A 23,787-nucleotide genomic window follows, 5' to 3' on the forward strand; every position below is an offset into this window, starting at 1 on the left:
AGGGGCCGTTCGTTACCGTTCAGCACTAGCGAAAGCGAATGTCAGGCTGCAGCGAGGCTCCGCAGCACGTAATGCAGCACGCCACCGTTCTTGATGTAGTCGATCTCGACCTCGGTATCGATGCGGCAGCGGAGGGTGACGGTCTTGTCGGTGCCGTCGTTCATCCTGATCCTCGCCTCGACCTCCTGCAGCGGCTTCACGTCGGCGAGGCCGGTGATCGTCACCTCCTCCTGCCCCGTCAGGCCGAGCGTCGCACGGGTGTCGCCGCCGGTGAACTCGAACGGGATCACGCCCATGCCGACGAGGTTGGAGCGATGGATGCGCTCGAAGCTCTCGGCGATCACGGCCTTCACGCCCAGAAGCGCGGTGCCCTTCGCCGCCCAGTCGCGGGAGGAACCGGCACCGTACTGCTCGCCGCCAAACACGACGAGCGGCACGCCGCGCTCCTGCCACGCCATCGCCGCGTCGTAGATCGAGGTCTGTTCCCCGTCCGGCCCGAGCGTGTAGCCGCCTTCGACATTGTCCAGCATCTCGTTCCTGATGCGGATATTAGCGAAGGTTCCGCGCATCATCACCTCGTGATTGCCGCGCCGAGAGCCGTAGGAGTTGAACTCCCGCGGCGCGACCTGCCGCTCGGTCAGGTACTTGCCGGCGGGCGAGGTCTCCTTGAACGACCCGGCGGGCGAGATATGGTCGGTTGTGATCATGTCGCCCAGGATCGCGAGGACCCGCGCGCCTTCGATATCCTCGATCGCGCCGGGGTTCGGGTCCATGTCCCGGAAGTAGGGCGGGTTCTGCACGTAGGTCGACGCGGCCGGCCAGTCGTAGGTCTCCTGCTGCGGCACGTCGACCGACTGCCACTTCTCGTCGCCCTCGAAGACGTCCGCGTATTTTTCCTGGAACGACTCGCGCGTCACCGTGCGCTCGACCAGCTCGGCAACCTCCTTGGCGGAGGGCCAGATGTCCTTGAGGTAGACGTCCTGCCCGTCCTTGCCCTTCCCGAGCGACGCGGTCGTGATGTCGACGTTCATGTCGCCCACCAGCGCGTAGGCCACGACGAGCGGCGGCGAGGCCAGGTAATTCGCGCGAACGTCGGGCGAGATCCGGCCCTCGAAGTTGCGGTTGCCCGACAGGACGGCCGTCGCGATCAGATCGTTGTCGTTGATCGTCTGGGAGATTTCCGGCGCCAGCGGGCCGGAATTGCCGATGCAGGTCGTGCAGCCGTAACCGACGAGGTTGAACCCGATCGCGTCGAGATCCTCCTGCAGCTCCGCCGCCTCGAGATAGGCCGACACGACTTGGGAGCCGGGGGCGAGCGAGGTCTTGACCCAGGGCTTCCGGTTCAAACCCAGCTCGCGGGCCTTCCGCGCGACGAGACCCGCGCCGATCATCACGTAGGGGTTCGACGTGTTCGTGCAGGAGGTGATGGAGGCAATCACGATCGAGCCGTCGTGCATCTGGTAGGCGCCGCCTTCCGCATCGACGTAGCCGCGCATGTGGTGCCCCTCGTCGCCGGGAATATCGACCGGCTCGGGCGCACCGCCCTCGCCTTCCCAACGAACCTCGGCGCGCGGGCTCACGTCCTTGCCGGTGCGGATGCCCTTGACGTACTGACCGAACGCTTTCGATGCCTCGGTCAGCGCGATGAAGTCCTGCGGCCGCTTCGGACCCGAGATCGCCGGCACGATGGTGCCCATGTCTAGATGCAGCGTGTCGGTATAGACCGGCGCGTAATCGTCCCCGCGCCACAATCCGTTCGCCTTGGCATAGGCCTCGACCAGCGCGATGCGATCCTTCGCGCGACCGGTATTCTCCAGATAGCGCAGCGTCTCGCCGTCGATCGGAAAGAAGCCGCAGGTCGCGCCGTATTCGGGCGCCATGTTGGCGATAGTCGCACGGTCGGCGAGCGGCAGGTTGTCGAGCCCGCTGCCGTAGAACTCCACGAACTTGCCGACGACGCCCTTCTTGCGCAGCATCTCCACGACCTTGAGGACGAGGTCGGTGCCCGTCGTCCCCTCGACCATCGCGCCGGTCAGCTCGAAGCCCACGACCTCGGGGATCAGCATGGAGATCGGCTGGCCCAGCATCGCCGCCTCAGCCTCGATCCCGCCCACGCCCCAGCCGAGGACCGCGGCGCCGTTGACCATCGTGGTATGACTGTCGGTGCCCACCAGCGTGTCCGGATAGGCGATCGTCGCGCCGGTCTGGTCCGCGTCGGTCCAGACCGTCTGGGCGAGGTATTCGAGGTTCACCTGATGGCAGATGCCGGTCCCCGGCGGGACGACGCGGAAATTGTCGAACGCGGTCTGACCCCATTTCAGGAACTGGTAGCGCTCGATGTTGCGCTCGTATTCGCGCTCCACGTTCACCTGGAACGCACGCGGGTTGCCGAACTCGTCAATCATCACCGAATGGTCGATGACGAGGTCGACGGGATTGAGCGGATTGATCTTCTGCGCATCACCGCCGAGCGCCTTGATCCCGTCGCGCATCGCGGCCAGGTCGACGACGGCCGGCACGCCGGTGAAGTCCTGCATCAGGACGCGTGCGGGCCGGTAGGCGATCTCGCGCGGGTTCTGTCCACCCTTCGTCGCCCATTCGGCGAAGGCCCTCACGTCGTCGACGGAGACGGTCCGCCCGCCATCCTCGAAGCGCAGCATGTTCTCGAGAACGACCTTCAGCGCCGCGGGCAACTTGCTGAAATCGCCCAGCCCCGCCTCGGTCGCCGCGTCGATGGAATAGTAGTCGACCGTCTGTCCGTCCGCTTCGAGCGTGCGGCGGGTCTTGGCGGTATCGGTTCCGACTTGGACGGTCATGGGCTTGCTCCGGATGGGTTGGCTGGCGGGTCACGCGCAGGCCGCGTGTCGTTGCCGGCTCAATGCCCGAAAGGCGGCCCGGGTTCAAGGGTATACCGTGGTATGCCATCCGACCCCCTCCCCATCCCGGCGCGGCGCGGATAGAGGGCGGGCATGGACGTCACCGTCACCGACCTGACCTGCCGCCGGGGCGAGGCAATCGTCCTCGAAGGGGTCTCCTTCGTCTTGCCGCCCGGTCGGGCTCTCGCCCTCCGTGGCCCGAACGGGGCTGGGAAGACCACGCTGCTGCGAACTCTCGCCGGGCTGACGCCGCCCGTTGCCGGCACGATGCCGGACCCGGAGCGCGCCGCCTATGCCGCACATGCCGACGGTCTGAAGGCGCAGCTCACGATCGGCGAGAACCTCGCCTTCTGGGCCGCGATCTTCGGCACCGGCCGCGCCGAAATAGAGAAGGCCGCAATGGCCTTCGATCTCGGTCCACTCCACGGCAGGCTCGCGGCTGAGCTTTCCGCCGGGCAGAAGCGCCGGGCCGGCCTGGCCCGCCTTCTCGTCACCGGCCGGCCGCTCTGGCTTCTCGACGAGCCGACCGTTTCCCTCGACCGGGCAGCCGTCGACCGCTTCGCCCGCGTGATGCGCGCGCATCTCGACGCCGGCGGTTCCGCGATCCTCGCGACCCATATCGACCTCGGCATCGAGGCGGACGAACTCGACGTCACGGTCTTCGTTGCGAAATCCGACGCGACGCTCCGCGATCCCTTTGCCGAGGCCGTCGAGTGAACGCGCTTCTCCTCCGCGACCTGCGGCTCGCGATCCGCGCCGGCGGGGGGTTCGGGCTGGGCCTCGCCTTCTTCCTGATCCTCGCCACGCTCGTCCCGCTCGCCGTCGGACCGCGCCCCGACCTTCTCGCCCCCGTCGCGCCCGGCATCCTCTGGCTCGGTGCGCTCCTCGCCTGTCTGCTCTCGCTCGACCGAATCTTCGCGCTCGACGCCGAGGACGGATCGCTCGACCTGCTCGCCATGGCTCCGCTGCCGCTCGAGGGCGTGGCGACAACCAAGGCGCTCGCGCACTGGATCACGACCGGGCTGCCGCTCGCGCTCGCCGCGGGGCCGCTGTCGCTGCTGCTATTCCTCTCCGCCTCCGCGCTCCCGTGGCTCATCCTCGCGCTTCTCGTCGGAACGCCGGCGCTCTCCTGGCTCGGCACGTTCGGGGCTGCGCTGACGGTGGGGCTCCGGCGCGGCTCCCTTCTCCTGTCGCTCCTCGTGCTGCCGCTCTACATCCCCACTCTCGTCTTCGGCGCGGAGGTGGTGCGACGCGGCGCCGCGGGCCTGCCGGTCGCGACGCCGCTTGCCCTTCTTGCGGCGATCACGCTGGGCTGCGTCGCGCTCCTGCCCTTCGCGACCGCCGCCGCACTCCGCGTCAACCTTCGGTGAGCCCGCTTGCCGCCGGGCCCCTCGCTGAATAGGACACCGCAATGTCCGTCTGGGAATATGCCAATCCGCGCCGCTTCATGGCCGTCTCCGGTCGGCTCCTGCCCTGGGTGGCGGGCGCGGCGGCGCTTCTCTGCGCGACCGGAATCGTCTGGGGCCTGTTCTTCACGCCCGAGGACTTCCGGATGGGGCATTCCGTCAAGATCATCTACATTCACGTCCCCTCCGCCTTCGTGGCGATCAACGCGTGGTTCATGATGCTGGTCGCCTCGCTGATCTGGCTGATCCGACGCCACCACGTCTCCGCGCTGGCCGCCCGCGCCGCCGCGCCGATCGGCCTCGTGATGACGGTGGTGGCACTTCTGACCGGGGCGATCTGGGGCAAGCCGATGTGGGGCACCTACTGGGCGTGGGACCCGCGGCTGACCGCATTCCTCATTCTCGGACTGTTCTATCTGGGCTACATCGCGCTCTGGTCAGCGATCGAGGCGCAGGACGCGGCCGCCGATCTCACCTCGATCCTGTGCCTCGTCGGCACGGTCTTCGCCGTCCTGTCGCGCTACGCCGCGCAATTCTGGAACCAGGGCCTGCACCAGGGCGCGTCGCTCTCGCTGGACGCGGAGGAGAACATCGCCGACGTCTTCTGGCTCCCCCTCGTCCTCGCCATCGCGGGGTTCACGTTGCTGTTCCTCGCGCTCGTTTTACTGCGCACGCGGACGGAGATCCGCCGCCGCCGCCTGCACAGCCTGTCCCTGAAGGCACGTCTCGCATGATCGACTTCGGTCCCTACGCAACCGACATCTGGCTGGCCTACGGCGTCACCGCGCTGCTGGTCGGCGGTCTGATCGCGCAATCCGTCGCGGCAGCCCGCGCCGCGCGCCGCCGCCTGCAGGAGGCCGGAGAATGAGGTGGCTCGCGCTCCTGCCCGTCGCGGTCTTCGCGGGACTCGGCGGCTTCTTCCTGTCGGGCCTCTACCGCGAGGATCCGGACGTCCTGCCCTCGACCCGCGTAGGCGAGCCGGCCCCGCCGTTCACTGTCGCCGAGTTGCCCGGGCGGACACCGCTCGATCCTGCGGTAATGACGGATGGCGAGGTCAAGCTGGTGAACTTCTGGGCGAGCTGGTGCGTGCCCTGCCGCGTGGAACATCCGCAGCTCGAGGAATTGGCGGAGGTCGTCCCCGTCTACGGCATAAACTACAAGGACGACCTGCAGAAGGCCGACCGCTTCCTGAACGAACTGGGCGACCCCTTCGCTGCCATCGGGGCCGACACGGAAGCCCGGACGGGCATCGACTGGGGTGTCTACGGCCTGCCTGAGACCTTCATCGTGGACGGTGACGGGATCGTGACCTATCGCTTCGTCGGCCCGATCACCGCCTCGGTGATCGAGGACACGATCCTGCCCGAAATCGAGCGCGCGCGTTAGCCGAGCCGCGCCTTCACCATCGGACCGACCTTGCCGAAGTCGATCTGGCCGGCATAGCGTCCCTTCAGCGCCCCCATGACCTTGCCCATGTCGCGCACCGAGGTCGCGCCGGTTTCCTCGATTGCCTTGTCGACCGCGGCCTCGACCTCCGCCTCCGAGAGTTTGCGGGGCAGGAAGCCCTCGATGATGCCGATTTCCGCGCGCTCCTGCTCGGCGAGTTCGAGCCGGCCCGCCTCCTCGTAGGCGCGCGCGCTCTCCTGACGCTGCTTGACCATCTTGGCGAGGATCGCGAGCGCCTCGGCGTCGCCGACGGTGCGGCCCTCGCCGCGCAGCGCGATGTCCTGATCCTTCAAAGCGGCGTTGATGAGACGCAGCGTGCCGACTTGACGCTGGTCCCTGTCGCGCATCGCTTCCTTCAGCCGCTTGTTCAGCCGCTCCCGCATGTCCATCGCACGTGCCTCGCATCGCATCGGTCAGGCCGGGACCCCTAGCGCAGCGCATCGGCGCCGGCAATCATCCCCGCAAACGCGCCGTTGGCGGGGCACCCGCATCACGGCGTGTTGACGCACCCGCGACGCCTTTCTAGAAGCCCGCGAGTTTGCGTGCCCGTCCGCAGCAGCCCCGGAGAGTTCCGATGTCCCTCGTTCCCACCGCCTGCCTCGCCCTCGCCGACGGGACAATCTTCAAAGGGCGCGGGTTCGGGGCGACGGGCGTCGCGGTAGCCGAGCTGTGCTTCAACACGGCGATGACCGGCTACCAGGAGATCATGACCGACCCGAGCTATGCCGGGCAGGTCGTCACCTTCACCTTCCCGCATATCGGCAACACCGGCACCAATCCCGAGGACGACGAGGCGCAGGATCCGGTCGCCGCGGGAATGATCGTCAAGTGGGACCCGACCGAGCCGTCGAACTGGCGCGCCGCGCGGGGCCTGGAAGACTGGCTCGCCGCCGGCGGCCGGATCGGGATGGGCGGCGTGGACACCCGCCGCCTGACCCGTGCGATCCGCCAGCAGGGTGCGCCGCATGTCGCGCTCGCGCATGACCCTGAAGGCCGCTTCGACATCGAGGATCTGGTCGCCCGTGCCCGTGCGTTTCGGGGACTCGTCGGCATGGACCTCGCCCGCGAGGTCAGCTGCGCGCAATCCTACCGGTGGGACCAGACCCGCTGGGCGTGGCCCGCGGGTTTCGGACAGGTCGGGACGCCCCGCCACCGGGTTGTCGCGATCGACTACGGCGCCAAGCGCAACATCCTCCGCTCCCTCGCCCATACCGGGAGCGAGGTGACGGTCCTGCCCGCGACGGCGACGGCGGATGACGTGCGCGCGCTGAACCCCGACGGGCTGTTCCTGACGAACGGACCGGGCGATCCGGCGGCGACGGGCGAGTACGCGGTGCCGGTGATCCGCGAGATGGTGGAGAGCGGCCTGCCGGTCTTCGGCATCTGCCTCGGTCACCAGATGCTCGCGATGGCGCTCGGCGCGAAGACGATCAAGATGAACCATGGCCATCACGGCGCCAACCATCCCGTGCAGCGCCGCGCCGACGGCAAGGTCGAGATCACCTCGATGAACCACGGCTTCACCGTCGACACGCAGACGCTGCCAGCGGACGTGGAGGAGACGCATGTCTCGCTCTTCGACGGCTCGAATTGCGGCATCCGCCTCTCCGGCCGGCCGGTCTTCTCGGTCCAGTACCACCCTGAGGCCAGCCCCGGCCCGCAGGACAGCACCTACCTCTTCGATGATTTCGCGGCGGCGATGGATGCGCATGCCCTGACGCGCTGAAGCCATTTAAAGCTTCGTTAACCGGAGTACGGCTAGGCACGGCGCGTCCTTGCGCAAGGCTCGCCATGCCCGCTCGCCCCGCGAAAAACCCGGTCTATGCGCCCCCGGACGGGGGCATGGGCGGATTCGCCGACGACCTGCTCCGACCTGGACCGCTTGTCCGCGTTCACCGCCGCGTCCCCGGCGAAGGACGGCGCAAGCTGGGCGAGATCCTGATGGAGAAGGGGGCCATCTCGCCCTCGGACCTTGCGCGCGCCCTGATCCTGCAGCGTCGCCTCTCGGCCCGCATGGGCGACGTGCTGCTGCGTCGCGGCCTCGTCTCGGAAGACGTGCTCGCGGACGCGCTGGGCGAGCAGCGCTCGATGGGCCGGGCGGGTCCCGCCCCCAGAAGCTCGATCTCGGCCGACACACTCGCCCGCAAGCTGCCGCTCGCGGTGGCGCTGGAGTTCCGGGCCATGCCCTGGGGGCGGGTCGGCGGACAGACCCTGATCGCGACCTCCCGCCCGGAAAACCTCGATGTTCTGCGCGCCGCGATCCCGTCGGAAATGGGTCCGTGCCTCTTCGCCGTCGTGACCGACACGGCCCTCGACACGCGCATGCAGGAGGTGCACGGCCCCGCCCTTGCCCGCGCGGCGGAATGCCGCGTGCCGCGGGAGATGAGCTGTCGTCTCTGGCGCGCCCGGCCGGGCGCGGCGGTGCTCGCCCTGATGCTGGTCGCCACGCTCTACGCCACGATCCAGTGGCCGCTCGAGGCCCTGCGCCTCGCGACCGCGCTCGGCCTCGTGGTGATGCTGAGCAATCTCGCGCTCCGGGTCGCCGCGGCGATCACGATGCACCGCGCCACCACACCCTTCGTGTCGGTCCGTCCGGTGGAGGCCGCCGCGCGCAAGCTGCCCTGCATCTCGATCCTCGTGCCGCTCAACCGCGAACCGGACATCGTGGGCGAGCTGACGGCCCGGCTCTCCCGGATCGACTACCCGCGCGAGTTGCTCGACATCTGTCTTGTGGTCGAGGAGGCCGACACCGAAACGATCGACGCCCTCGCCCGCGCCGATCTGCCGATCTGGATGCGCGTGATCGAGGTGCCGCCCGGCTATCCCCAGACCAAGCCGCGCGCGATGAACTACGCGCTGAACTTCGCACGCGGCTCCATCGTCGGCATCTACGACGCAGAGGACGCGCCGGCGCCGGACCAGCTGATGATCGTGGCGGGCCGGTTCCAGACGGCGCCGCCGGACGTGGCCTGCCTGCAGGGGATGCTGGACTACTACAACCCGGACCGGAACTGGATGTCGCGCTGCTTCACCATCGAATACGCGAACTGGTTCCGGCTGGTCCTGCCGGGGATCGCGCGGATGGGGCTCGTGGTGCCGCTCGGGGGCACGACGCTCTTCTTCCGGCGCGACGCGCTCGAGGATGTCGGCGGCTGGGACGCGCACAACGTCACCGAGGATGCCGATCTGGGCGTCCGGCTCGCCCGTCGCGGCTACCGTACCGAACTGGTCCGCACGACCACGCTGGAAGAGGCCAACGCGGCGCCCTTCAAATGGGTAAAGCAGCGCTCGCGCTGGATGAAGGGCTACATCCTGACCTGGGCCGTGCATACGCGGAACCCGTTCGCTCTGATCCGGGATCTCGGCGTGAAGCGCTTCGCCGGTCTGCAGCTCCTGTTCCTCGGCTCGATCCTGAACGCGCTCCTGATGCCGACGCTTTGGTCGACGCTCGCGATCATGTTCGGCTGGCGCCATCCGATCCTCGACTGGCTGCCGGGCGACGGGATCGTGGCGATGGCGATCCTGATGATTTCGGCCACGCTGCTGTCGATCAGCGTCACCTGCATCGGCTGCGCCGCGCCCCACCACCGGCACCTCCGATGGTGGATCCCGACGCTGGAGGCGTATTTCCCGCTCGCCACGATGGCCGTCATCCGCGCACTCGTCGAGATCGCGCTTCGGCCGTTCCACTGGGAAAAGACCGAGCACGGCGCGTTCGGCGGCGCCGCGGCGGCGGAGATCTACGCGCTGGAGCGGACGGTGGCGGCAGGCTCGATCGCGGTCCGGCCGCGCGCCGGACACGGCGGCTGACCGCTCAGAACGCCCGCGCCTCCTCCCGGAGCCGCGTCTCGAACGCGGAGCTCAGATGGCTGCGGAGCGCGTCCGCCGCCCGATCCCCGTCCCCTGCGGCAATGGCCGCCACGATCGCGTGATGCTCGGCCAGCGCCACCTCGCCCCGCCCGGGTGCGGCGAGCGAGGTCGTGGCCATCAGCGCCATCGAGCGATGTACCATGTCGAGTTGCTGGACCAGGTAGCGATTGTGCGACGCCAGATGGATCTGGCGGTGGAAGCGCCGGTTCGCCCGCGACAGCGCCCGGGCATCGTCGAGGAACGCGACGTCCTCGTCGACCATCTGCGCCAGCACCCGCGCCTCCTCCGCGGCGGCGTGCTTGGCGGCGAGCCGCGCGGCCAGCGCCTCGAGCTCGGTGCGGACGGCGTAGAGTTCGGCCATCTGGTCGTGGTTGAGCGTCGCGACGATGAGCGACCGGCCGTCGCGCCGCAGCACGCCTTGCGTCTCCAGCCGCTGCAGCGCCTCGCGGATCGGGGTGCGCGACATGCCGAATCGCTCGGCGAGTTCGATCTCCACCAGACGGTCGCCCGGCCGGAACGCGCCGCGGTCGATCGCGTCGAGGATCAGAGCATGCGCATCCATCCCACCCCTCCCGGTGCCGTGCCGCGGGCCGGACGCTAGCGACGCGGCCGCGACAGCGCAACGCTTGACGGCGCCATCCCCGGCGGCCACCAGACCGGGCATGGCCTTCGACCACGTCAGAACTTGGATCTTCGATCTCGACGAGACGCTCTATCCGCCGAGCACGCCCCTCTTCCCGCAGATCGAGGCGCGGATGGGGGCGTGGATCCGCGCGAAGCTCGGCGTGAGCGCGGCCGAGGCCGACGCGCTCCGCGCGCGCTGGTGGCACGACCACGGCACCACCCTCGCCGGCCTCATGCGCGAGCACGGCGAGGACCCGGGCCCGTTCCTCGCCGACGTGCACGACATCGACTTCTCCGTGCTCGCCCCCGACCCCGACCTGCGCGCCGTGCTCGAAGCCCTGCCCGGCCGGCGGATCATCTACACGAACGGCACCGCGCCCTATGCCGAGCGGGTGCTGGCGGCGCGTGGCCTGGGCGGGCTCTGGGATGCGGTCTATGGGGTCGAGCACGCGGACCACGTGCCCAAGCCCGACCGGGAGGCCTTCGACCGCGTCTTCGCACGCGACGGGCTCGACCCGACCGGCGCCGCGATGTTCGAGGACAGCGTCCGCAACCTCGCCGTGCCGCACGAGCTGGGCGTCGTCACCGTGCATGTCGGCCCGATCCGCGACCCCGCGCCCTACGTGCGGCACCACACCGACGATCTGGTCGCGTTCCTCCGGGACATCGCCTCCGGGCAGCCTAGATCCGTCGCATGATGGTGGACACCGACATCCTGATTGCCGGCGCCGGCCCGGCCGGACTTGCCGCTGCTTGCGCGCTCGGCACGGAAGGGCACCGCGTGACCCTCGTCGACCCGGCCGCCCCCGTGGTCGATGCGGACGCGCCCGGCGCCGACCTGCGTACCACCGCGCTGCTGCAGCCGGCGCGCGACCTTCTGGATCGTGCCGGGGTCTGGGACGGACTCGCGCCGAACGCGACCGCGCTCTGGACCATGCGGATCGTCGATGCCGCGACCACGCCGCCGGTCGCGCGCGACTTCGAGGCAAGGGACATCTCGGACGCGCCGTTCGGCTGGAACGTTCCGAACGCCGTCCTGCGGCGCGCGCTGCTCGACCGGATCGGGGCGCTGCCCAAGGTCGAGACGCGCTTCGGGACGTCGGTGACCGCGCTCTTCGCGCGCGACGCCGCCGCGCGGGTCACGCTTGCCGACGGCACGCGTTTGACCGCCGGACTCGTCCTGGCCTGCGACGGCCGCGATTCTCCCCTGCGCGAGATGGCGGGGATCGGGACGCGGCGCGCGGGCTACGGCCAGACCGCGATCACCTTCGCCGTGACCCATACCGCGCCGCACGAGGACGTCTCGACCGAGATCCACGCCTCCGGCGGGCCGTTCACGCTCGTGCCGCTCCAATCCGACGATAACGGGCATCGCTCGGCAATCGTCTGGATGGACGACGCCCGCGCGCAGACCCGGCGCATGGCGCTCTCCGACGCCGAATTCCTCGCGGAGGCGCAGGCGCGGTCGGCGGACGTGATGGGGACGCTTACCCTCGCCTCGCCCCGTGCCGCCTGGCCGATCTCCTCCGTGCTGGCGGAGCGCTGGACGGCGCGGCGGCTGGCGCTCGCGGCGGAGGCGGCGCACGCGATGCCGCCGATCGGGGCGCAGGGGCTCAATACGTCGCTGAAGGACATCGCCGCCCTCCGCGACCTCGCCGCAACGGGGGAGCCGGGCTCGCCCGACATGCTCGCCCGCTACGAGCGCGACCGGCGCGCCGACGTCGCCCTGCGGATGGCCGGGATCGACCTGTTGAACCGGACCTCGCTTGCCGGCCTCGCCCCCGTGCAGGCGCTACGGCGCTTGGGCATCGCCGCGCTCCACGACGTCCCCCCGCTGCGCCGGGCGATCATGCGGCTGGGCCTCGGCGCCTGACAGGTCCCAGGGAACGGCCGATCACGCGGGGGGCGGTCGAGGGCTGCCCGGCATTGCCGCCGGGCGAAACGGTCAAGCGGCCCGCCCCTTCAGGCGAACACCTTGTCCACCACGCCCTTCAGCCGCGCCACCGTCCCGTCCACGTCGCGCAGCTTGTCGAGACCGAACAGCCCGATGCGGAACGTCGCGAACCCCTCGGGCTCGCCCACCTGCAGCGGCACGCCCGCGGCGATCTGCATGCCATGCGCCGCGAAGGCCTTGCCCGACTGCACCTCGGGCGACGGCGCGAAGCTCACGACGACGCCCGGGGCGCCGAACCCGTCGGCCGCGACCGACCGGATACCATGCCCCGCCAGCATCGCGCGGACCTCGTTCCCGAGATCCCACTGCGCGTCCTTCAGCGCAGCGAATCCGACCTCCCGCGTCTCCCTGAACGTGTCGCGGAAATCGCGCAGCGCATCGGTCGGCATCGTCGCATGATAGGCGTGTCCGCCGCCCAGATAGGCGTCCATGATCGACAGCCATTTCTTCAGGTCGATGGCAAAGCTGTCAGACGTCGTGGCTCGGACCCGCTCCACCGCCCGCTCCGAGAGCATCACCAGCCCCGCGCAGGGCGAGGCGCTCCACCCCTTCTGCGGCGCGGACAGCAACACGTCGACGCCGGTCGCGCCCATGTCGACCCAGACGCAGCCCGAGGCGATGCAGTCGAGCACCATCAGCCCGCCGACCTCTTGCGCCGCCTCCGCCATCGCGGTGATATACTCGTCGGGCAGGATCACCCCCGCGGACGTCTCCACATGCGGTGCGAAGACTACATCGGGCTTCGTCTCCCGGATGCGCGCGACGACCTCCTCGATCGGCGGCGGCGCGAAGGGCGATAGCGGATCGTTGCCGCTCTGGCGGGCGCGCATCACCTCGGTCCCGCCGGTGAACGCGCCGGCCTCCATGATCTGCGACCAGCGATAGGAAAACCAGCCGTTCCGCACAATCAGCGCCCGCGCCCCCTGCCCCAGCTGGCGCGCGACCGCCTCCATCCCGAACGTGCCGCCGCCCGGCACGATGGCGACATGCGCCGCGCCGTAGACCTCGCACAATCCGGCATGAAGGTCGCGCATCACCTGCTGGAAAGCGGCCGACATGTGATTGAGGGAGCGGTCGGTGAAGACCACGGAGAATTCGTCGAGGCCCTGCGGGTCAACGTCGTCGAGAAGTGCCATCGGAATGCTCCTGTCGCTGTCGCCCGCCTTGTTCCACGGCGGCCGGGCGGGCGCAAAGGGTCCGATGGTCTCAGAGCGGCCCGGGGAGGCGCTCCTCGCTCAGCATCACGTTCGACTCGATCTCGCCCATCCCGGGCAGCGCCATGATCCGCCGGCGCAGCACCCGCTCGAAATCCGCCAGATCCCGCGCCGTCACGCGCAGCCGGTAATCGTAGCGGCCCAGCACGTGCTCCACCTGCCGCACCTCGGGGATGGCGGAGACGGCGCGCTCGAAATCGTCAAGGCTGACGCGGCCTTTCGCGGCGAGCTTGATGCCGAGGAAGACGGTCACGCCGAAGCCCAGCTTCTCCACGTCCAGCGAAAGCTCCCGCCCGCGCAACACGCCCGCGTCGCGCAACCGCCGCATCCGCCGCCACGCCGCCGGCTGGGACAGGCCGACCGCCCGTCCCACCGCGCCGGCCGAAAGCGCCGCGTTGGCCTGCACCACGCGCAGGATGGCACGGTCGGTCGCGTCGATCTCCGTCCCCGCGCTCATATCGGCAGGCTCTGGTCGGTCTTGACCGTGGCCACGTGCATCAGCGCCTCGATCTCCGCGATATGCGGCAAGGTGAGGATACGGTCGCGGTAGAGGCTCTGCCAATGCGCCAGGTCCCGCGCGATCGCGACGAGACGCACGTCGACGCGGCCGAGGAAGGTCTGGATCTCCGTCACCTCCGGCACGTCGCGGGCAGCGGCGAGGAAGGCGTCGAAGGCGCCGGGCACCGACTTCTCGAGCTGGAAGCGCAGCGAGACCTCCACCGAATAGCCGAGCGCCGCCCAGTCGATCACGCCGCGCACGCCGCGCACGATCCCCGCCTCGCGCAGTTTCTCGATCCGCCGCGTCACGCGTGCGGCGGGCAGGTCGAGAAGCGCGGCGAGGTCCGCCGGGCCCATCTCCGGCTCCGCCTGCCAGAGGCGCAGCATTCGCCGGTCGAGATCGTCGAGCATGGAATCTCCGCTGCAAACCTTGGCGGCGAATAAATATTGTCATTCCTGGCCCCAATCCACCCCGTTCGCTTCTCGCCTTCGACGGATCCCCCCTCTACCAATCGCGCCGGAACGAACCAACGGGAGAGACCCATGCGCGTTTACTACGACCGCGACTGCGACGTGAACCTGATCAAGGACATGAAGGTCGCCATCCTCGGCTACGGCAGCCAGGGCCACGCCCACGCGCTGAACCTGCGCGATTCGGGCGCGAAGAACGTCGCCGTGGCGCTGCGCGAGGGCTCCCCCTCCCGCGCCAAGGCCGAGGGCGAGGGCCTGCAGGTCATGGGCATCGAGGAGGCCGCCGCCTGGTGCGACCTGATCATGTTCACCATGCCCGACGAGTTGCAGGCCAAGACCTACCGCGACCACGTCCACGACAACCTGCGCGACGGCGCGGCCATCGCCTTCGCCCACGGGCTCAACGTCCATTTCGGCCTGATCGAGCCGAAGCCCGGCGTCGACGTCATCATGATGGCGCCCAAGGGCCCCGGCCACACGGTCCGCGGCGAATACGTCAAGGGCGGCGGCGTTCCCTGCCTCGTGGCCGTGCACAACGACGCGTCGGGCCGCGCGCTCGAGATCGGGCTCAGCTACTGCTCCGCCATCGGCGGCGGCCGCTCGGGCATCATCGAGACGAACTTCCGCGAGGAATGCGAGACCGACCTTTTCGGCGAGCAGGCCGTGCTCTGCGGCGGTCTGGTGGAGCTCATTCGCATGGGCTTCGAGACGCTGGTCGAGGCCGGCTACGCGCCCGAGATGGCCTATTTCGAGTGCTTGCACGAGGTGAAGCTGATCGTGGACCTGATCTACGAGGGCGGCATCGCCAACATGAACTACTCGATCTCGAACACGGCCGAGTACGGCGAATACGTCTCCGGCCCGCGCATCCTGCCCTACGACGAGACCAAGAAGCGGATGAAGGAGGTCCTCACCGACATCCAGTCGGGCCGCTTCGTGCGCGACTTCATGGCCGAGAACACCGTCGGCCAACCGTCCTTCAAGGCCACCCGCCGCCTCCACGACGAGCACCAGATCGAGGAGGTCGGCGCCAAGCTGCGCGAGATGATGCCGTGGATCTCGTCCGGCAAGATGGTCGACAAGACGCGGAACTGATCCGCCGAACCACATGACGACGGAGCGGCCGCGCATCGACGGCCGCTCCGCGGCCATAGGCAAGGCGGCCGGTCCTGTTGCCCGCCCTCCCGGCGGCAGGCCGCGTCGTTCCGCCCGCGCTTGACAGAGCCGCGACCCCGCCCGACACCGGCGCGATGCTGGACGTGCGCCCCGTCGGATACGTGATCGGTCTTCTGCTGCTGATGCTGGGCGGCGCGATGGCCCTGCCGCTCGGGGCCGACCTGATCGAGCGGAACGGACACTGGCCCGTCTTCGCCGAGACGGGCCTCATCACGCTCCTGTGCGGCATGTCGCTGTCGCTCGCCTGCTCCAACGGCGTGCGCGACCGGTTGAGCCTGCAGCAGACCTTCATGCTCACCACCGGCGTCTGGCTGATGCTGCCGGTCTTCGCCGCGCTGCCCCTGATGATCGGCGCGACGGATCTCAGCTACACGGACGCCTTCTTCGAGGCGATGTCGGGGCTGACGACGACCGGCTCCACCGTGATCGTCGGGCTCGACCACCTGCCCGCCGGCATCCTGCTCTGGCGGGGCCTGCTGCAATGGTTCGGGGGCATCGGCGTCATCGTCATGGCGATGGTCTTCCTGCCGGAACTGCGCGTCGGCGGCATGCAGATCTTCCGCTCCGAGGCCTTCGACACGATGGGCAAGGTCCTGCCCCGCGCCGCGCAGATCAGCGGTCTGATCTCCACCATCTATATCGGCGTGACGTTGCTCTGCGCGCTCTGCTACGCGGCGGCGGGGATGAACGGGTTCGACGCCATCGTGCACGCGATGACGACCCTCTCGACCGGCGGGTTCGCCAATTACGACGCGAGCTTCGGCAGCTTCCAGGGCGCCCACGAATACATCGCCACGTTCTTCATGCTGGCGGCGGCGCTGCCCTTCGTCCTCTACATCCAGCTCGCGGCCGGCCATGCCCGCCCGCTTCTGACCAGCAGCCAGGTCCGCGCCTTCTTCGGCACCGTGGCGGCGCTGGTGGTCACGGTGGCGGTGACGCTGATGCTCGTCGACGGCTACCGGTTCGAGCGGGCGATCCGGGAGGCGATGTTCAACATCGCCTCGATCCTGACCGGAACGGGCTACGCCTCGGTGGACTACATGCAATGGGGCGGGTTCATCATCGCGCTGTTCTTCTTCTGCGGCCTCATCGGCGGCTGCGCCGGCTCGACCTCCTGCTCGGTCAAGATCTTCCGCTACCAGATCCTCTTCGCCGCCGCGAAGGCGCAGCTTCGCCGCGTCCATTCCCCGCACGGCGTCTTCCGGGCGCGCTACGACGGGCGCGCGGTGAGCGAGGACGTGCTGTCGTCGGTGATGGCGTTCTTCGTCCTCTTCATCGTGACGATGGGCGTGTTCTCGGTCCTGCTGGCGATGACCGGGCTGGACCTCGTCACCTCGATCTCCGGGGCGGCGACGGCGGTGGCGAATATCGGGCCGGGGCTGGGGCCGATCATCGGCCCGGCGGGCAACTTCGCCCCGCTCGGCGACACGGCGAAATGGCTGCTCTCCGCCGCGATGCTGATCGGGCGGCTGGAACTGGTGGTGGTCTACGTGCTGTTCACGCCGGGGTTCTGGCGGACGTGAGCGTCGGACACCGAAACCGCCACAGGCTTGCGATGCGGCGAGGGCAGCCCCCGGCCGCGGGTGGGGGCAAAGCCCCCGCCCATGGGGGCGGCCGGGGGCTGCCCGGCCTCACGACCGGGCGGGGCGCTCCGAAGAAACGGATCGATCCTGACGCCCGTAGCCCGGGACTCCCAAGCCCTCCGGCAGCGCCTCACTCCCAGCAATCGACCCGCACGGTCAGATCCGCCACCCGGGCCGCGAGGTCCTCCGCGGCAAGCGGCGCGGCGGCGCCCGCCAGCGACGGCAGGTCCGGGGCGTCGGACAGGATCGCCGCGAGCCGCGTGGACTTCAGCGCGAACGCCACGTCGTCCGGCAACGCCCGGTCTCCCTCCACCAGCGTAGGCAGCAGCATGCCCGCCACGCGTCCCGCCGCATCGAGCACCGGCCCGCCGACATCGCCGCCCCGCGCCCGCAGCGACAGGCGCAGAAGCGCCTCCTCACCGCCAAGCCCGCGCACGTCCTCGAGCGTGCCGAAGCTGACCGTCGCGGCGTCGAGCACGCCGCCATAGGGGAAGCCGCCGACCGAGACGGCGCTGCGGAGCCGCCCCTCGGCGGGGGCCAGCGCGGCGACCTGCACGGGGGCCAGATCCGCGCGCGGCTCCAGCACCGCCGCCCCGTCCCGCTCGCGCGTCACGATGGCCGCGTGCCGCCCGTCGAGCGTGACCCGGCCGCATCCCGCCACGTTGGCCGCGGCCGTCACGACCGTCCCGTCCGCATCGGCCCAGAAGCCCGCGGCGGAGCGGAGCGGGCGGCGCACCTCCAGCCCGGACACCATGTCGAAGCGCTGCTCCGCCGGGTCGAACCCGGCCGCCTCGGGCAGCGCCGGGCCGATCGAGGCGAGCGTGCGCGACATCTCCGGCAGGGCGCGGGCCGCCAGCGCGTCCTGCGCTTCGGGCCAGCTCAGGATGTAGCCCACGACGTGACCGTCGATCAGCCGCGCCTCGACCTGCGTCGTGCGGTCGGGGGCGAGGCCGGTGATGCGGAACGCGTCCCCCGACCGGGACCGGGCACCCTCGGGCGGCACGAGGTCGAGCGTCTGCAGGATCTCGTAGAGCCCGCCCAGCGTCGTCCGGTCGCCGGCCTGCGAGAGGAGCGACAGGCGCACGCCGCTCTCGTCCTGCGGCGCGTAATGCACGAACGGCGCCTCGATCCGGTCGAAGGTCACGAGCCCCATCGGGGCGGTCAGCGCGATCCCCGCTTCCGCCACGCGGAGCGGTTCCAGCCCGAGCGCCGCCTGCGATGCCCGCCAGTCGGAAAGCAGGCGCGCGCGCTGCCGCGTGGTGAGCACGCCCGTCACCCGGTCGCCCGCCGCCGCCTGCCAGTCGCCCATCGCCGCGCGCGTGCCCCGGCCGATGGCGCCGTCGATCGCGCCGCCATACTGCCCGAACCATTGCATCGCGCTCTGCAGCTCCATCCGCTCGGCCCGGCCCAGTGCCGCCTCCGAGCGGCGGGCCTCGGGCACCGTTTCCTCCGGGGCGCGCGGCGTCGTCGGCGCGCCCGCACCGGGTTCCGCCCGCTCGATCGCCGCCAGCGCCGCGCCCAGCGTGTCGTCCGCCGCCTCCGGTTCGACGGACGCGGCCTCCCCCCCGGCCGGCCAGAACCGTTCGCGATAGGCGTTGCCGTCCGAGATGTAGCTGTCCCGCGGGATCAGCCCCTCCGCCCGCAGCCGACCCAGCGTCGCGCGGGCCTCCGCCGGGGGATAGGGGCCGAGCGCGATGGCGAACCAGCCGCTGCCCAGGCGGAACCCGTTGATGTCGGACACGATCGCCTCGTAGGCGCGCGCCCGCGCATTCGCCTCGACCGGCTCGGGATGCGCCTCGATCTGCACGAAGGCGCGCTCCTGCGCGGCGGCCAGCCCCGCGAAGGCGGCGACGATCAGGGTAAGGAGGGCGCGGCGCATGGCGTGTCTCGGTCTGAAGGGGAGGTTCGGCGGAACTGTCGGGAGACAAGGTTAACAGGCCGTGAAGGCGACCTCACGCGCGCCGTCCCCGGGCCCGCGTTGACGGCGAAACCGTGGCCGCATAGACGCATCCGCGACCGTTCGAGAGGCCCTGCGATGACCCGTCCCGACACGCCGCGCTCGTTTCAGGAGATCATCCTGCGGCTGCAAGCCTACTGGGCCGCGCAGGGCTGCGCCGTGCTGCAACCCTACGACATGGAGGTCGGCGCCGGCACGTTCCACCCGGCCACCACGCTCCGCGCCCTCGGGCCCACGCCCTGGACGGCAGCCTACGTGCAGCCCTCGCGCCGCCCGACCGACGGCCGCTACGGCGACAGCCCGAACCGCTGGCAGCACTACTACCAGTTCCAGGTCATCATCAAACCCAGCCCGCCCGACCTGCAGGAGCTCTATCTCGGCTCGCTCGCGGCCATCGGCATCGACATGGACCTGCACGACATCCGCTTCGTCGAGGACGACTGGGAAAGCCCCACGCTCGGCGCCTGGGGCCTCGGCTGGGAGGTCTGGTGCGACGGCATGGAGGTGTCGCAGTTCACCTATTTCCAGCAGGTCGGCGGCCACGATTGCCACCCCGTCTCGGGCGAGCTGACCTACGGTCTCGAACGCCTCGCGATGTACGTGCTGGGCTGCGACGACGGCAACGCCATGCCCTTCAATGCCCCCGACGCCCCGATTCCGCTCACCTACGGCGACGTGTTCCGCGAGGCGGAGGCGCAATACGCGCGCTGGAACTTCGACACGGCCGACACCGCGATGCTGGAGCAACATTTCCGCGACGCCGAAGCCGAATGCCACCGCATCCTCGAGCAGCCCGCGACCGACCCCAAGACCGGCCGCCACATCGTCATGGCGCAGCCGGCCTACGACCAGTGCATCAAGGCCTCTCACCTCTTCAACCTGCTCGACGCGCGTGGCGTGATCTCCGTGACCGAGCGGCAGGCCTATATCGGCCGGGTCCGCACGCTCGCGAAGGCCTGCGCCGACGCGTTCCTCTTGACCCGCGCCGGCGGCCACGACGCCGCGGCCTGAGCGCCGTTAACCCATCCGCCGTCCCGGCACGCTAGGACCGGGGCGACGGAGGCCGCGCATGGACACGACGACCGATTCCGACCCCCGGGCGAAGCGGCAGACGCGGCGCCTGCAGCGGCGTCTGCGCCGGGCCACCGCGCGCGGCCTGCTCGACGGCATCCTGTCGCAGCTCCGCCCCGGCGACATCGCCCTCGATTGCGGCGCCAACGTGGGCGAGATCGCCGAACCCCTGGCGCAGACCGGCGCGACCGTGTTCGCCTTCGAGCCCGACCCGCTGGCCTTCGACGCCCTCGTCCGCCGCCTCGCGCCCTACCCGGCCGCCCGCGCCATCCACGCCGCCGTCGGCGCCACCCCCGGCCGCGCCACGCTGCGCCGGTCCGCCCGCTTCGACGGCGACCCGCTCGCCGCCACGACCTCCTCCACCCTCGAGACCGGCAAGCGCGACGCCGACGCGAGCGGCGCCAACGACGTCGAGGTGGACGTCCTGCCCCTGCCCGCGCTGATCGCCGCGCTCGCCGCCGGCGACGTCCCCCCGCCGCTCACGGGCCGACCCGGGCGCCTCGCGCTCCTGAAGCTCGACGTGGAGGGCAGCGAGCTCGACCTCCTGCCAGCGCTCCACGCGGCGGGCCTTCTGGACGCCATCGCCTGCACCCTCGTCGAGACGCACCAGCGCAAGTTCCCCGACCGCCGGCGCGACTTCCTCGCCATGCGCCGCGAGATCGCCGCGGCCTACCCCGCCCGCAAGGTCAATCTCGACTGGATCTGACGCCCCGCCCGTCGCTTGCCCCCCGGCGGGCCGCGGTGTAGCCCGCCCCCGTCAGACAGGGAGCCGCAGGGCGTGGGCAAGATCACCGTCATCCTCATCCTCGGCGCCGCGCTCGCCGTGGGCGCGGGCATCTGGTACGCCCAGACCCGCGGCTACTACGCGCCCGTCGACGGGCCGGTGACGCTCTCGCTCGCCGGTCCGGCGGGCGTCGCGCCCCTGTCCGCCGGCGATGTCCGCGCCATCGCCTCGCCCGCCTCGCCGCTCGGCTTCCGCGCCTGCTTCACCCACGAACAGGGCGCGTCGGCCGACCTGCGGCCCGAACCCCGCACCGACGCCGCGCCGACCATCGCGCCGGGCTGGTTCGACTGCTTCGACGCGGGCGAGATCGACGCGATGCTGATCGACGGCACCGCGACCGCCTATACCGGCTACCCGAACGCGCAATACGGCGTCGACCGGGTGGTGGCACTCGCCGCCGACGGGCGCGGCTGGGCCTGGCACCAGCTCAACGATTGCGGCGACAAGGCCTATGACGGCACGCCCACGGGCCCGTCCTGCCCGGATCGCGACACGTTCCAACCGCTCGTCGAGGGGAGCTTCTAGACCATGCCCGACCTCCTGATCGAACTCCTCTCCGAGGAAATCCCCGCCCGCATGCAGGCGCGCGCCGCCGACGACCTGAAGCGGCTGGTCACCAACGGGCTGGTGGAAGCCGGGCTCACCTATGCCGGCGCCGTCGCCCACGCCACGCCGCGCCGCCTCGTCCTCGCGCTCGAAGGCCTGACGGAGGCGAGCCCGACCACCACCGAAGAACGCCGCGGCCCCCGCACCGACGCGCCGGAGAAGGCCATCGAGGGCTTCCTGCGTTCCACCGGCCTTGCCCGCGACGACCTCGCCGTGAAGGACGACAGGAAGGGCCAGGTCTACGTCGCGAAGATCACCCGCCCCGGCCGGCCCGCCGCCGAGATCGTGGCCGAGGTGCTGGAGACGACGATCCGCGCCTTCCCCTGGCCCAAATCCATGCGCTGGGGCGACGGCACGCTCCGCTGGGTCCGCCCGCTGCGCCGCATCCTCTGCTTGATGACGCGCGACGACGGGGCCGAGGTGGTGCCGCTGGAGATCGACGGCCTCGTGGCGGGCAACGTGACCGAAGGCCACCGCTTCATGTCACCGGGCGAGATAAAGGTCGCATCCTTCGAGGATTACGCGGCGAAGTTGAAGCGCGCCCACGTGATCCTCTCCGCCGAGGAGCGGGCCGAGGCGATCTGGCACGACGCCACCAACCGCGCCTTCGCCGCCGGGCTGAAGGTCGTGGAGGACAAGGGCCTGCTGGCCGAGGTGGCCGGCCTCGTGGAATGGCCGGTCGTGCTGATGGGCCGGATCGCCGGGGACTATCTCGACCTGCCGCCCGAGGTGCTGCAGACCTCGATGAAGGAGCACCAGAAGTTCTTCTCCGTCCGCGACCGCGACGGCCGCATCACGCGCTTCGTCACCGTCGCCAACCGCGAGACCGCCGATGACGGCGCGACCATCCTCGACGGCAACACCCGCGTCCTCTCGGCCCGGCTGGCCGACGCCAAGTTCTTCTGGGAGAACGACCTCCGCGTGGCCCGCGCGGGGATGAAGGATTGGCTCGAAGCCCTTGGAAACGTGACCTTCCACGCGAAGCTCGGCTCACAGCGCGATCGGATTGAGCGGATCGCCGCATTGGCCCGCGAGATCGCCCCCGCCGTGGGCGCAGACCCGGACCTCGCCAACGATGCCGCAAAGATTGCAAAGGCCGATCTCAGCTCCGAAATGGTCTACGAGTTCCCGGAATTGCAGGGGCTTATGGGCCGGTATTACGCCGAAGCCGCCGGCGAGCCCCCCGAGGTCGCCGCCGCCGCGGAGGAACACTACGCCCCCCTCGGCCCTTCCGACGACGTTCCGACCGCGCCGGTCAGCGTGGCGGTCGCGCTGGCCGACAAGCTCGACACGCTGGCGGGGTTCTGGGCGATCGACGAGAAACCGACGGGGTCGAAGGACCCCTACGCGCTGCGACGGGCGGCGCTTGGGGTCATTCAGCTAGTTGTCAGCAACAGCATTCGGCTACGTTTGAATGCAAAAGAAAAAGGGCCGATCGATGGCGCATTCTGGAATTTGGCGAATGCAGGATTTGGCCGTTGGTTCGAGCTCGAGCAGCAATTGACGGGTCTTGTGACTGCAGATGCTGACAGAGTTTGGATTGACCCTGACAAAACAAACCTCCTTGCCTTCCTCCACGACCGCCTCAAGGTCCACCTCCGCGACGAGGGCATCCGGCACGACGTCATCGACGCCTGCCTGACCGGGGACCGCACCGACGACCTCGCCGATCTCGTCGCCCGCGCCCGCGCCCTCAACGCCATGCTCGCGACCGAGGACGGCGCCGACCTGATCCAGCTCTACCGTCGCGCCGCCAACATCCTCGCGCAGGCCGAGGCGGCCGATGGCGTGGAATACAGCTTCGGCGCCGACCGCAAGCTCGCCGAGACCGACGCGGAGCGCGCGCTCTTCGACGCCATCGCGGAGGCCCGCCCGCGCATCGACGCCGCGATGGCGGCCGAGGACTACCCCGCCGCGATGACCGCCCTCGCCGCCCTGCGCGGCCCCGTGGACGCGTTCTTCGAGGGGGTGCAGGTCAACGCCGAGAACGCGATCCTGCGGCGCAACCGGCTCAACCTGATCTCCGAGATCGTCCGCGCCGGCACCCGCATCGCCGATCTGACCCGGATCGCCGCCTGACGCGTTTCGCGACCGCGAGACGCAGCGCCCGGAACCGCCGGCCCCGTCGATGCCTGTCCGCGTGACGGCGCTTGCCCGCTCCGGCCGCATGGCCCACGGATGTGGCACGACCGTAACACAGGCATAACACAGCCGTAACACGGGCAACGCTTGCGCTCGGCGGGCGTTAACC

Annotated in this window: 22 protein-coding genes; 15 read left to right on the forward strand and 7 right to left on the reverse strand. The window is 70.2% G+C overall.

Features of this window, described 5'->3' with window-relative positions:
* Positions 1-41 precede the first annotated feature (41 nt).
* Positions 42-2,816 (reverse strand): aconitate hydratase AcnA, encoded by a 2,775-nt coding sequence (acnA, locus tag Q1A87_RS07810; RefSeq protein ID WP_299649308.1) that lies wholly within the window; start codon positions 2,814-2,816, stop codon positions 42-44.
* A 153-nt stretch (positions 2,817-2,969) separates the two neighbouring features.
* On the opposite strand from acnA, the gene ccmA reads away from it, so the two are divergent.
* The 5 genes from ccmA to Q1A87_RS07835 are packed head-to-tail and all read left to right on the forward strand — an operon-like array spanning position 2,970 to position 5,668.
* Positions 2,970-3,593 carry a heme ABC exporter ATP-binding protein CcmA gene (ccmA, locus tag Q1A87_RS07815; RefSeq protein WP_299649311.1) on the forward strand — a complete coding sequence of 208 codons (624 nt, stop codon included), beginning with the start codon at positions 2,970-2,972 and terminating at the stop codon, positions 3,591-3,593.
* Positions 3,590-4,246: a heme exporter protein CcmB gene (gene ccmB, locus Q1A87_RS07820; protein WP_299649313.1), complete on the forward strand. Its 657-nt coding sequence runs from the start codon at positions 3,590-3,592 to the stop codon at positions 4,244-4,246. Before ccmA ends, ccmB begins: the two co-directional genes overlap by 4 nt.
* A gap of 41 nt (positions 4,247-4,287) precedes the next feature.
* Positions 4,288-5,016 carry a heme ABC transporter permease CcmC gene (gene ccmC, locus Q1A87_RS07825; RefSeq protein WP_299649316.1) on the forward strand — a complete coding sequence of 243 codons (729 nt, stop codon included), beginning with the start codon at positions 4,288-4,290 and terminating at the stop codon, positions 5,014-5,016.
* Entirely contained in the window at positions 5,013-5,150 is a 138-nt protein-coding gene (gene ccmD / locus Q1A87_RS07830; RefSeq protein ID WP_299649319.1) for a heme exporter protein CcmD, read from the forward strand. Before ccmC ends, ccmD begins: the two co-directional genes overlap by 4 nt.
* Positions 5,147-5,668 (forward strand): DsbE family thiol:disulfide interchange protein, encoded by a 522-nt coding sequence (locus Q1A87_RS07835; protein ID WP_299649322.1) that lies wholly within the window; start codon positions 5,147-5,149, stop codon positions 5,666-5,668. The genes ccmD and Q1A87_RS07835 overlap by 4 nt, the downstream gene beginning before the upstream one ends.
* Here the strand turns inward: Q1A87_RS07835 and Q1A87_RS07840 are convergent.
* Positions 5,665-6,117: a GatB/YqeY domain-containing protein gene (locus Q1A87_RS07840; protein ID WP_299649324.1), complete on the reverse strand. Its 453-nt coding sequence runs from the start codon at positions 6,115-6,117 to the stop codon at positions 5,665-5,667. The genes Q1A87_RS07835 and Q1A87_RS07840 overlap by 4 nt on opposite strands.
* Positions 6,118-6,302: 185 nt before the next feature.
* Here Q1A87_RS07840 and carA point away from each other — a divergent pair, with 185 nt between their 5' ends.
* Together carA and Q1A87_RS07850 are read left to right on the forward strand one after the other, a co-directional pair.
* On the forward strand, positions 6,303-7,454 hold the full coding sequence (gene carA, locus Q1A87_RS07845; RefSeq protein WP_299649327.1) for a glutamine-hydrolyzing carbamoyl-phosphate synthase small subunit: 1,152 nt from the start codon (positions 6,303-6,305) through the stop codon (positions 7,452-7,454).
* 116 nt (positions 7,455-7,570) lie between these two features.
* Positions 7,571-9,538, forward strand: a complete 1,968-nt coding sequence (locus Q1A87_RS07850) for a glycosyltransferase family 2 protein (RefSeq protein WP_299649330.1) — start codon at positions 7,571-7,573, stop codon at positions 9,536-9,538.
* A 4-nt stretch (positions 9,539-9,542) separates the two neighbouring features.
* Here the strand turns inward: Q1A87_RS07850 and Q1A87_RS07855 are convergent, their stop codons facing one another.
* Positions 9,543-10,160, reverse strand: a complete 618-nt coding sequence (locus Q1A87_RS07855) for a GntR family transcriptional regulator (protein ID WP_299649333.1) — start codon at positions 10,158-10,160, stop codon at positions 9,543-9,545.
* 100 nt (positions 10,161-10,260) lie between these two features.
* On the opposite strand from Q1A87_RS07855, the gene Q1A87_RS07860 reads away from it, so the two are divergent.
* Both Q1A87_RS07860 and Q1A87_RS07865 read left to right on the forward strand, forming a co-directional pair.
* Positions 10,261-10,920 (forward strand): pyrimidine 5'-nucleotidase, encoded by a 660-nt coding sequence (locus Q1A87_RS07860; protein ID WP_299649337.1) that lies wholly within the window; start codon positions 10,261-10,263, stop codon positions 10,918-10,920.
* Positions 10,917-12,095 (forward strand): FAD-dependent monooxygenase, encoded by a 1,179-nt coding sequence (locus Q1A87_RS07865; RefSeq protein WP_299649339.1) that lies wholly within the window; start codon positions 10,917-10,919, stop codon positions 12,093-12,095. Before Q1A87_RS07860 ends, Q1A87_RS07865 begins: the two co-directional genes overlap by 4 nt.
* Positions 12,096-12,184: 89 nt before the next feature.
* Here Q1A87_RS07865 and Q1A87_RS07870 read toward each other — a convergent pair whose 3' ends face one another.
* The 3 genes from Q1A87_RS07870 to Q1A87_RS07880 all read right to left on the reverse strand — a co-directional run bounded on the left by Q1A87_RS07870 (position 12,185) and on the right by Q1A87_RS07880 (position 14,299).
* A complete protein-coding gene (locus tag Q1A87_RS07870; protein ID WP_299649343.1) occupies positions 12,185-13,312 on the reverse strand; it encodes an aminotransferase class V-fold PLP-dependent enzyme in 1,128 nt (375 codons plus the stop codon).
* Positions 13,313-13,382: 70 nt separating this feature from the next.
* Positions 13,383-13,847: an Lrp/AsnC family transcriptional regulator gene (locus Q1A87_RS07875; RefSeq protein WP_299649346.1), complete on the reverse strand. Its 465-nt coding sequence runs from the start codon at positions 13,845-13,847 to the stop codon at positions 13,383-13,385.
* Entirely contained in the window at positions 13,844-14,299 is a 456-nt protein-coding gene (locus Q1A87_RS07880; protein ID WP_299649349.1) for an Lrp/AsnC family transcriptional regulator, read from the reverse strand. The genes Q1A87_RS07875 and Q1A87_RS07880 overlap by 4 nt, the downstream gene beginning before the upstream one ends.
* Before the next feature lie 132 nt (positions 14,300-14,431).
* Here Q1A87_RS07880 and ilvC point away from each other — a divergent pair, with 132 nt between their 5' ends.
* Positions 14,432-15,454, forward strand: a complete 1,023-nt coding sequence (gene ilvC / locus Q1A87_RS07885) for a ketol-acid reductoisomerase (protein WP_299649353.1) — start codon at positions 14,432-14,434, stop codon at positions 15,452-15,454.
* A gap of 155 nt (positions 15,455-15,609) precedes the next feature.
* Positions 15,610-17,058: a TrkH family potassium uptake protein gene (locus Q1A87_RS07890; protein ID WP_299649823.1), complete on the forward strand. Its 1,449-nt coding sequence runs from the start codon at positions 15,610-15,612 to the stop codon at positions 17,056-17,058.
* A gap of 190 nt (positions 17,059-17,248) precedes the next feature.
* On the opposite strand, the gene Q1A87_RS07895 is transcribed toward Q1A87_RS07890, so the two are convergent.
* A complete protein-coding gene (locus Q1A87_RS07895; protein ID WP_299649356.1) occupies positions 17,249-18,997 on the reverse strand; it encodes a serine protease in 1,749 nt (582 codons plus the stop codon).
* Between the two features lie 156 nt (positions 18,998-19,153).
* On the opposite strand from Q1A87_RS07895, the gene Q1A87_RS07900 reads away from it, so the two are divergent.
* The 4 genes from Q1A87_RS07900 (at position 19,154) to glyS (ending at position 23,615) form a co-directional block, all read left to right on the forward strand.
* Positions 19,154-20,086, forward strand: coding sequence for a glycine--tRNA ligase subunit alpha (locus tag Q1A87_RS07900; protein WP_299649359.1), 933 nt, complete (start codon positions 19,154-19,156; stop codon positions 20,084-20,086).
* Between the two features lie 58 nt (positions 20,087-20,144).
* Complete coding sequence (locus Q1A87_RS07905) at positions 20,145-20,852, forward strand: FkbM family methyltransferase (protein WP_299649362.1); 708 nt, start codon at positions 20,145-20,147, stop codon at positions 20,850-20,852.
* A 72-nt stretch (positions 20,853-20,924) separates the two neighbouring features.
* Positions 20,925-21,455, forward strand: a complete 531-nt coding sequence (locus tag Q1A87_RS07910; RefSeq protein WP_299649365.1) for a DUF6446 family protein — start codon at positions 20,925-20,927, stop codon at positions 21,453-21,455.
* Positions 21,456-21,458: 3 nt separating this feature from the next.
* On the forward strand, positions 21,459-23,615 hold the full coding sequence (glyS, locus tag Q1A87_RS07915; protein ID WP_299649369.1) for a glycine--tRNA ligase subunit beta: 2,157 nt from the start codon (positions 21,459-21,461) through the stop codon (positions 23,613-23,615).
* Positions 23,616-23,787 lie beyond the last annotated feature (172 nt).

The organism is uncultured Jannaschia sp., from assembly GCF_947494055.1.
Classification (GTDB): domain Bacteria; phylum Pseudomonadota; class Alphaproteobacteria; order Rhodobacterales; family Rhodobacteraceae; genus Jannaschia.

Excerpts from the sequence above, each read along its gene's own strand:
- Q1A87_RS07860 (WP_299649337.1), top strand. The coding sequence starts at position 10,261 with ATGGCCTTCGACCACGTCAGAACTTGGATCTTCGATCTCGACGAGACG.
- ccmA (WP_299649311.1), top strand. The coding sequence starts at position 2,970 with ATGGACGTCACCGTCACCGACCTGACCTGCCGCCGGGGCGAGGCAATC.
- Q1A87_RS07855 (WP_299649333.1), bottom strand. The coding sequence starts at position 10,160 with ATGGATGCGCATGCTCTGATCCTCGACGCGATCGACCGCGGCGCGTTC.
- Q1A87_RS07895 (WP_299649356.1), bottom strand. The coding sequence starts at position 18,997 with ATGCGCCGCGCCCTCCTTACCCTGATCGTCGCCGCCTTCGCGGGGCTG.
- Q1A87_RS07840 (WP_299649324.1), bottom strand. The coding sequence starts at position 6,117 with ATGGACATGCGGGAGCGGCTGAACAAGCGGCTGAAGGAAGCGATGCGC.
- Q1A87_RS07900 (WP_299649359.1), top strand. The coding sequence starts at position 19,154 with ATGACCCGTCCCGACACGCCGCGCTCGTTTCAGGAGATCATCCTGCGG.
- Q1A87_RS07875 (WP_299649346.1), bottom strand. The coding sequence starts at position 13,847 with ATGAGCGCGGGGACGGAGATCGACGCGACCGACCGTGCCATCCTGCGC.
- Q1A87_RS07880 (WP_299649349.1), bottom strand. The coding sequence starts at position 14,299 with ATGCTCGACGATCTCGACCGGCGAATGCTGCGCCTCTGGCAGGCGGAG.
- ccmC (WP_299649316.1), top strand. The coding sequence starts at position 4,288 with ATGTCCGTCTGGGAATATGCCAATCCGCGCCGCTTCATGGCCGTCTCC.
- ilvC (WP_299649353.1), top strand. The coding sequence starts at position 14,432 with ATGCGCGTTTACTACGACCGCGACTGCGACGTGAACCTGATCAAGGAC.
- acnA (WP_299649308.1), bottom strand. The coding sequence starts at position 2,816 with ATGACCGTCCAAGTCGGAACCGATACCGCCAAGACCCGCCGCACGCTC.
- carA (WP_299649327.1), top strand. The coding sequence starts at position 6,303 with ATGTCCCTCGTTCCCACCGCCTGCCTCGCCCTCGCCGACGGGACAATC.
- Q1A87_RS07870 (WP_299649343.1), bottom strand. The coding sequence starts at position 13,312 with ATGGCACTTCTCGACGACGTTGACCCGCAGGGCCTCGACGAATTCTCC.
- Q1A87_RS07905 (WP_299649362.1), top strand. The coding sequence starts at position 20,145 with ATGGACACGACGACCGATTCCGACCCCCGGGCGAAGCGGCAGACGCGG.
- ccmD (WP_299649319.1), top strand. The coding sequence starts at position 5,013 with ATGATCGACTTCGGTCCCTACGCAACCGACATCTGGCTGGCCTACGGC.
- glyS (WP_299649369.1), top strand. The coding sequence starts at position 21,459 with ATGCCCGACCTCCTGATCGAACTCCTCTCCGAGGAAATCCCCGCCCGC.
- Q1A87_RS07865 (WP_299649339.1), top strand. The coding sequence starts at position 10,917 with ATGATGGTGGACACCGACATCCTGATTGCCGGCGCCGGCCCGGCCGGA.
- Q1A87_RS07850 (WP_299649330.1), top strand. The coding sequence starts at position 7,571 with ATGGGCGGATTCGCCGACGACCTGCTCCGACCTGGACCGCTTGTCCGC.
- Q1A87_RS07890 (WP_299649823.1), top strand. The coding sequence starts at position 15,610 with ATGCTGGACGTGCGCCCCGTCGGATACGTGATCGGTCTTCTGCTGCTG.
- Q1A87_RS07835 (WP_299649322.1), top strand. The coding sequence starts at position 5,147 with ATGAGGTGGCTCGCGCTCCTGCCCGTCGCGGTCTTCGCGGGACTCGGC.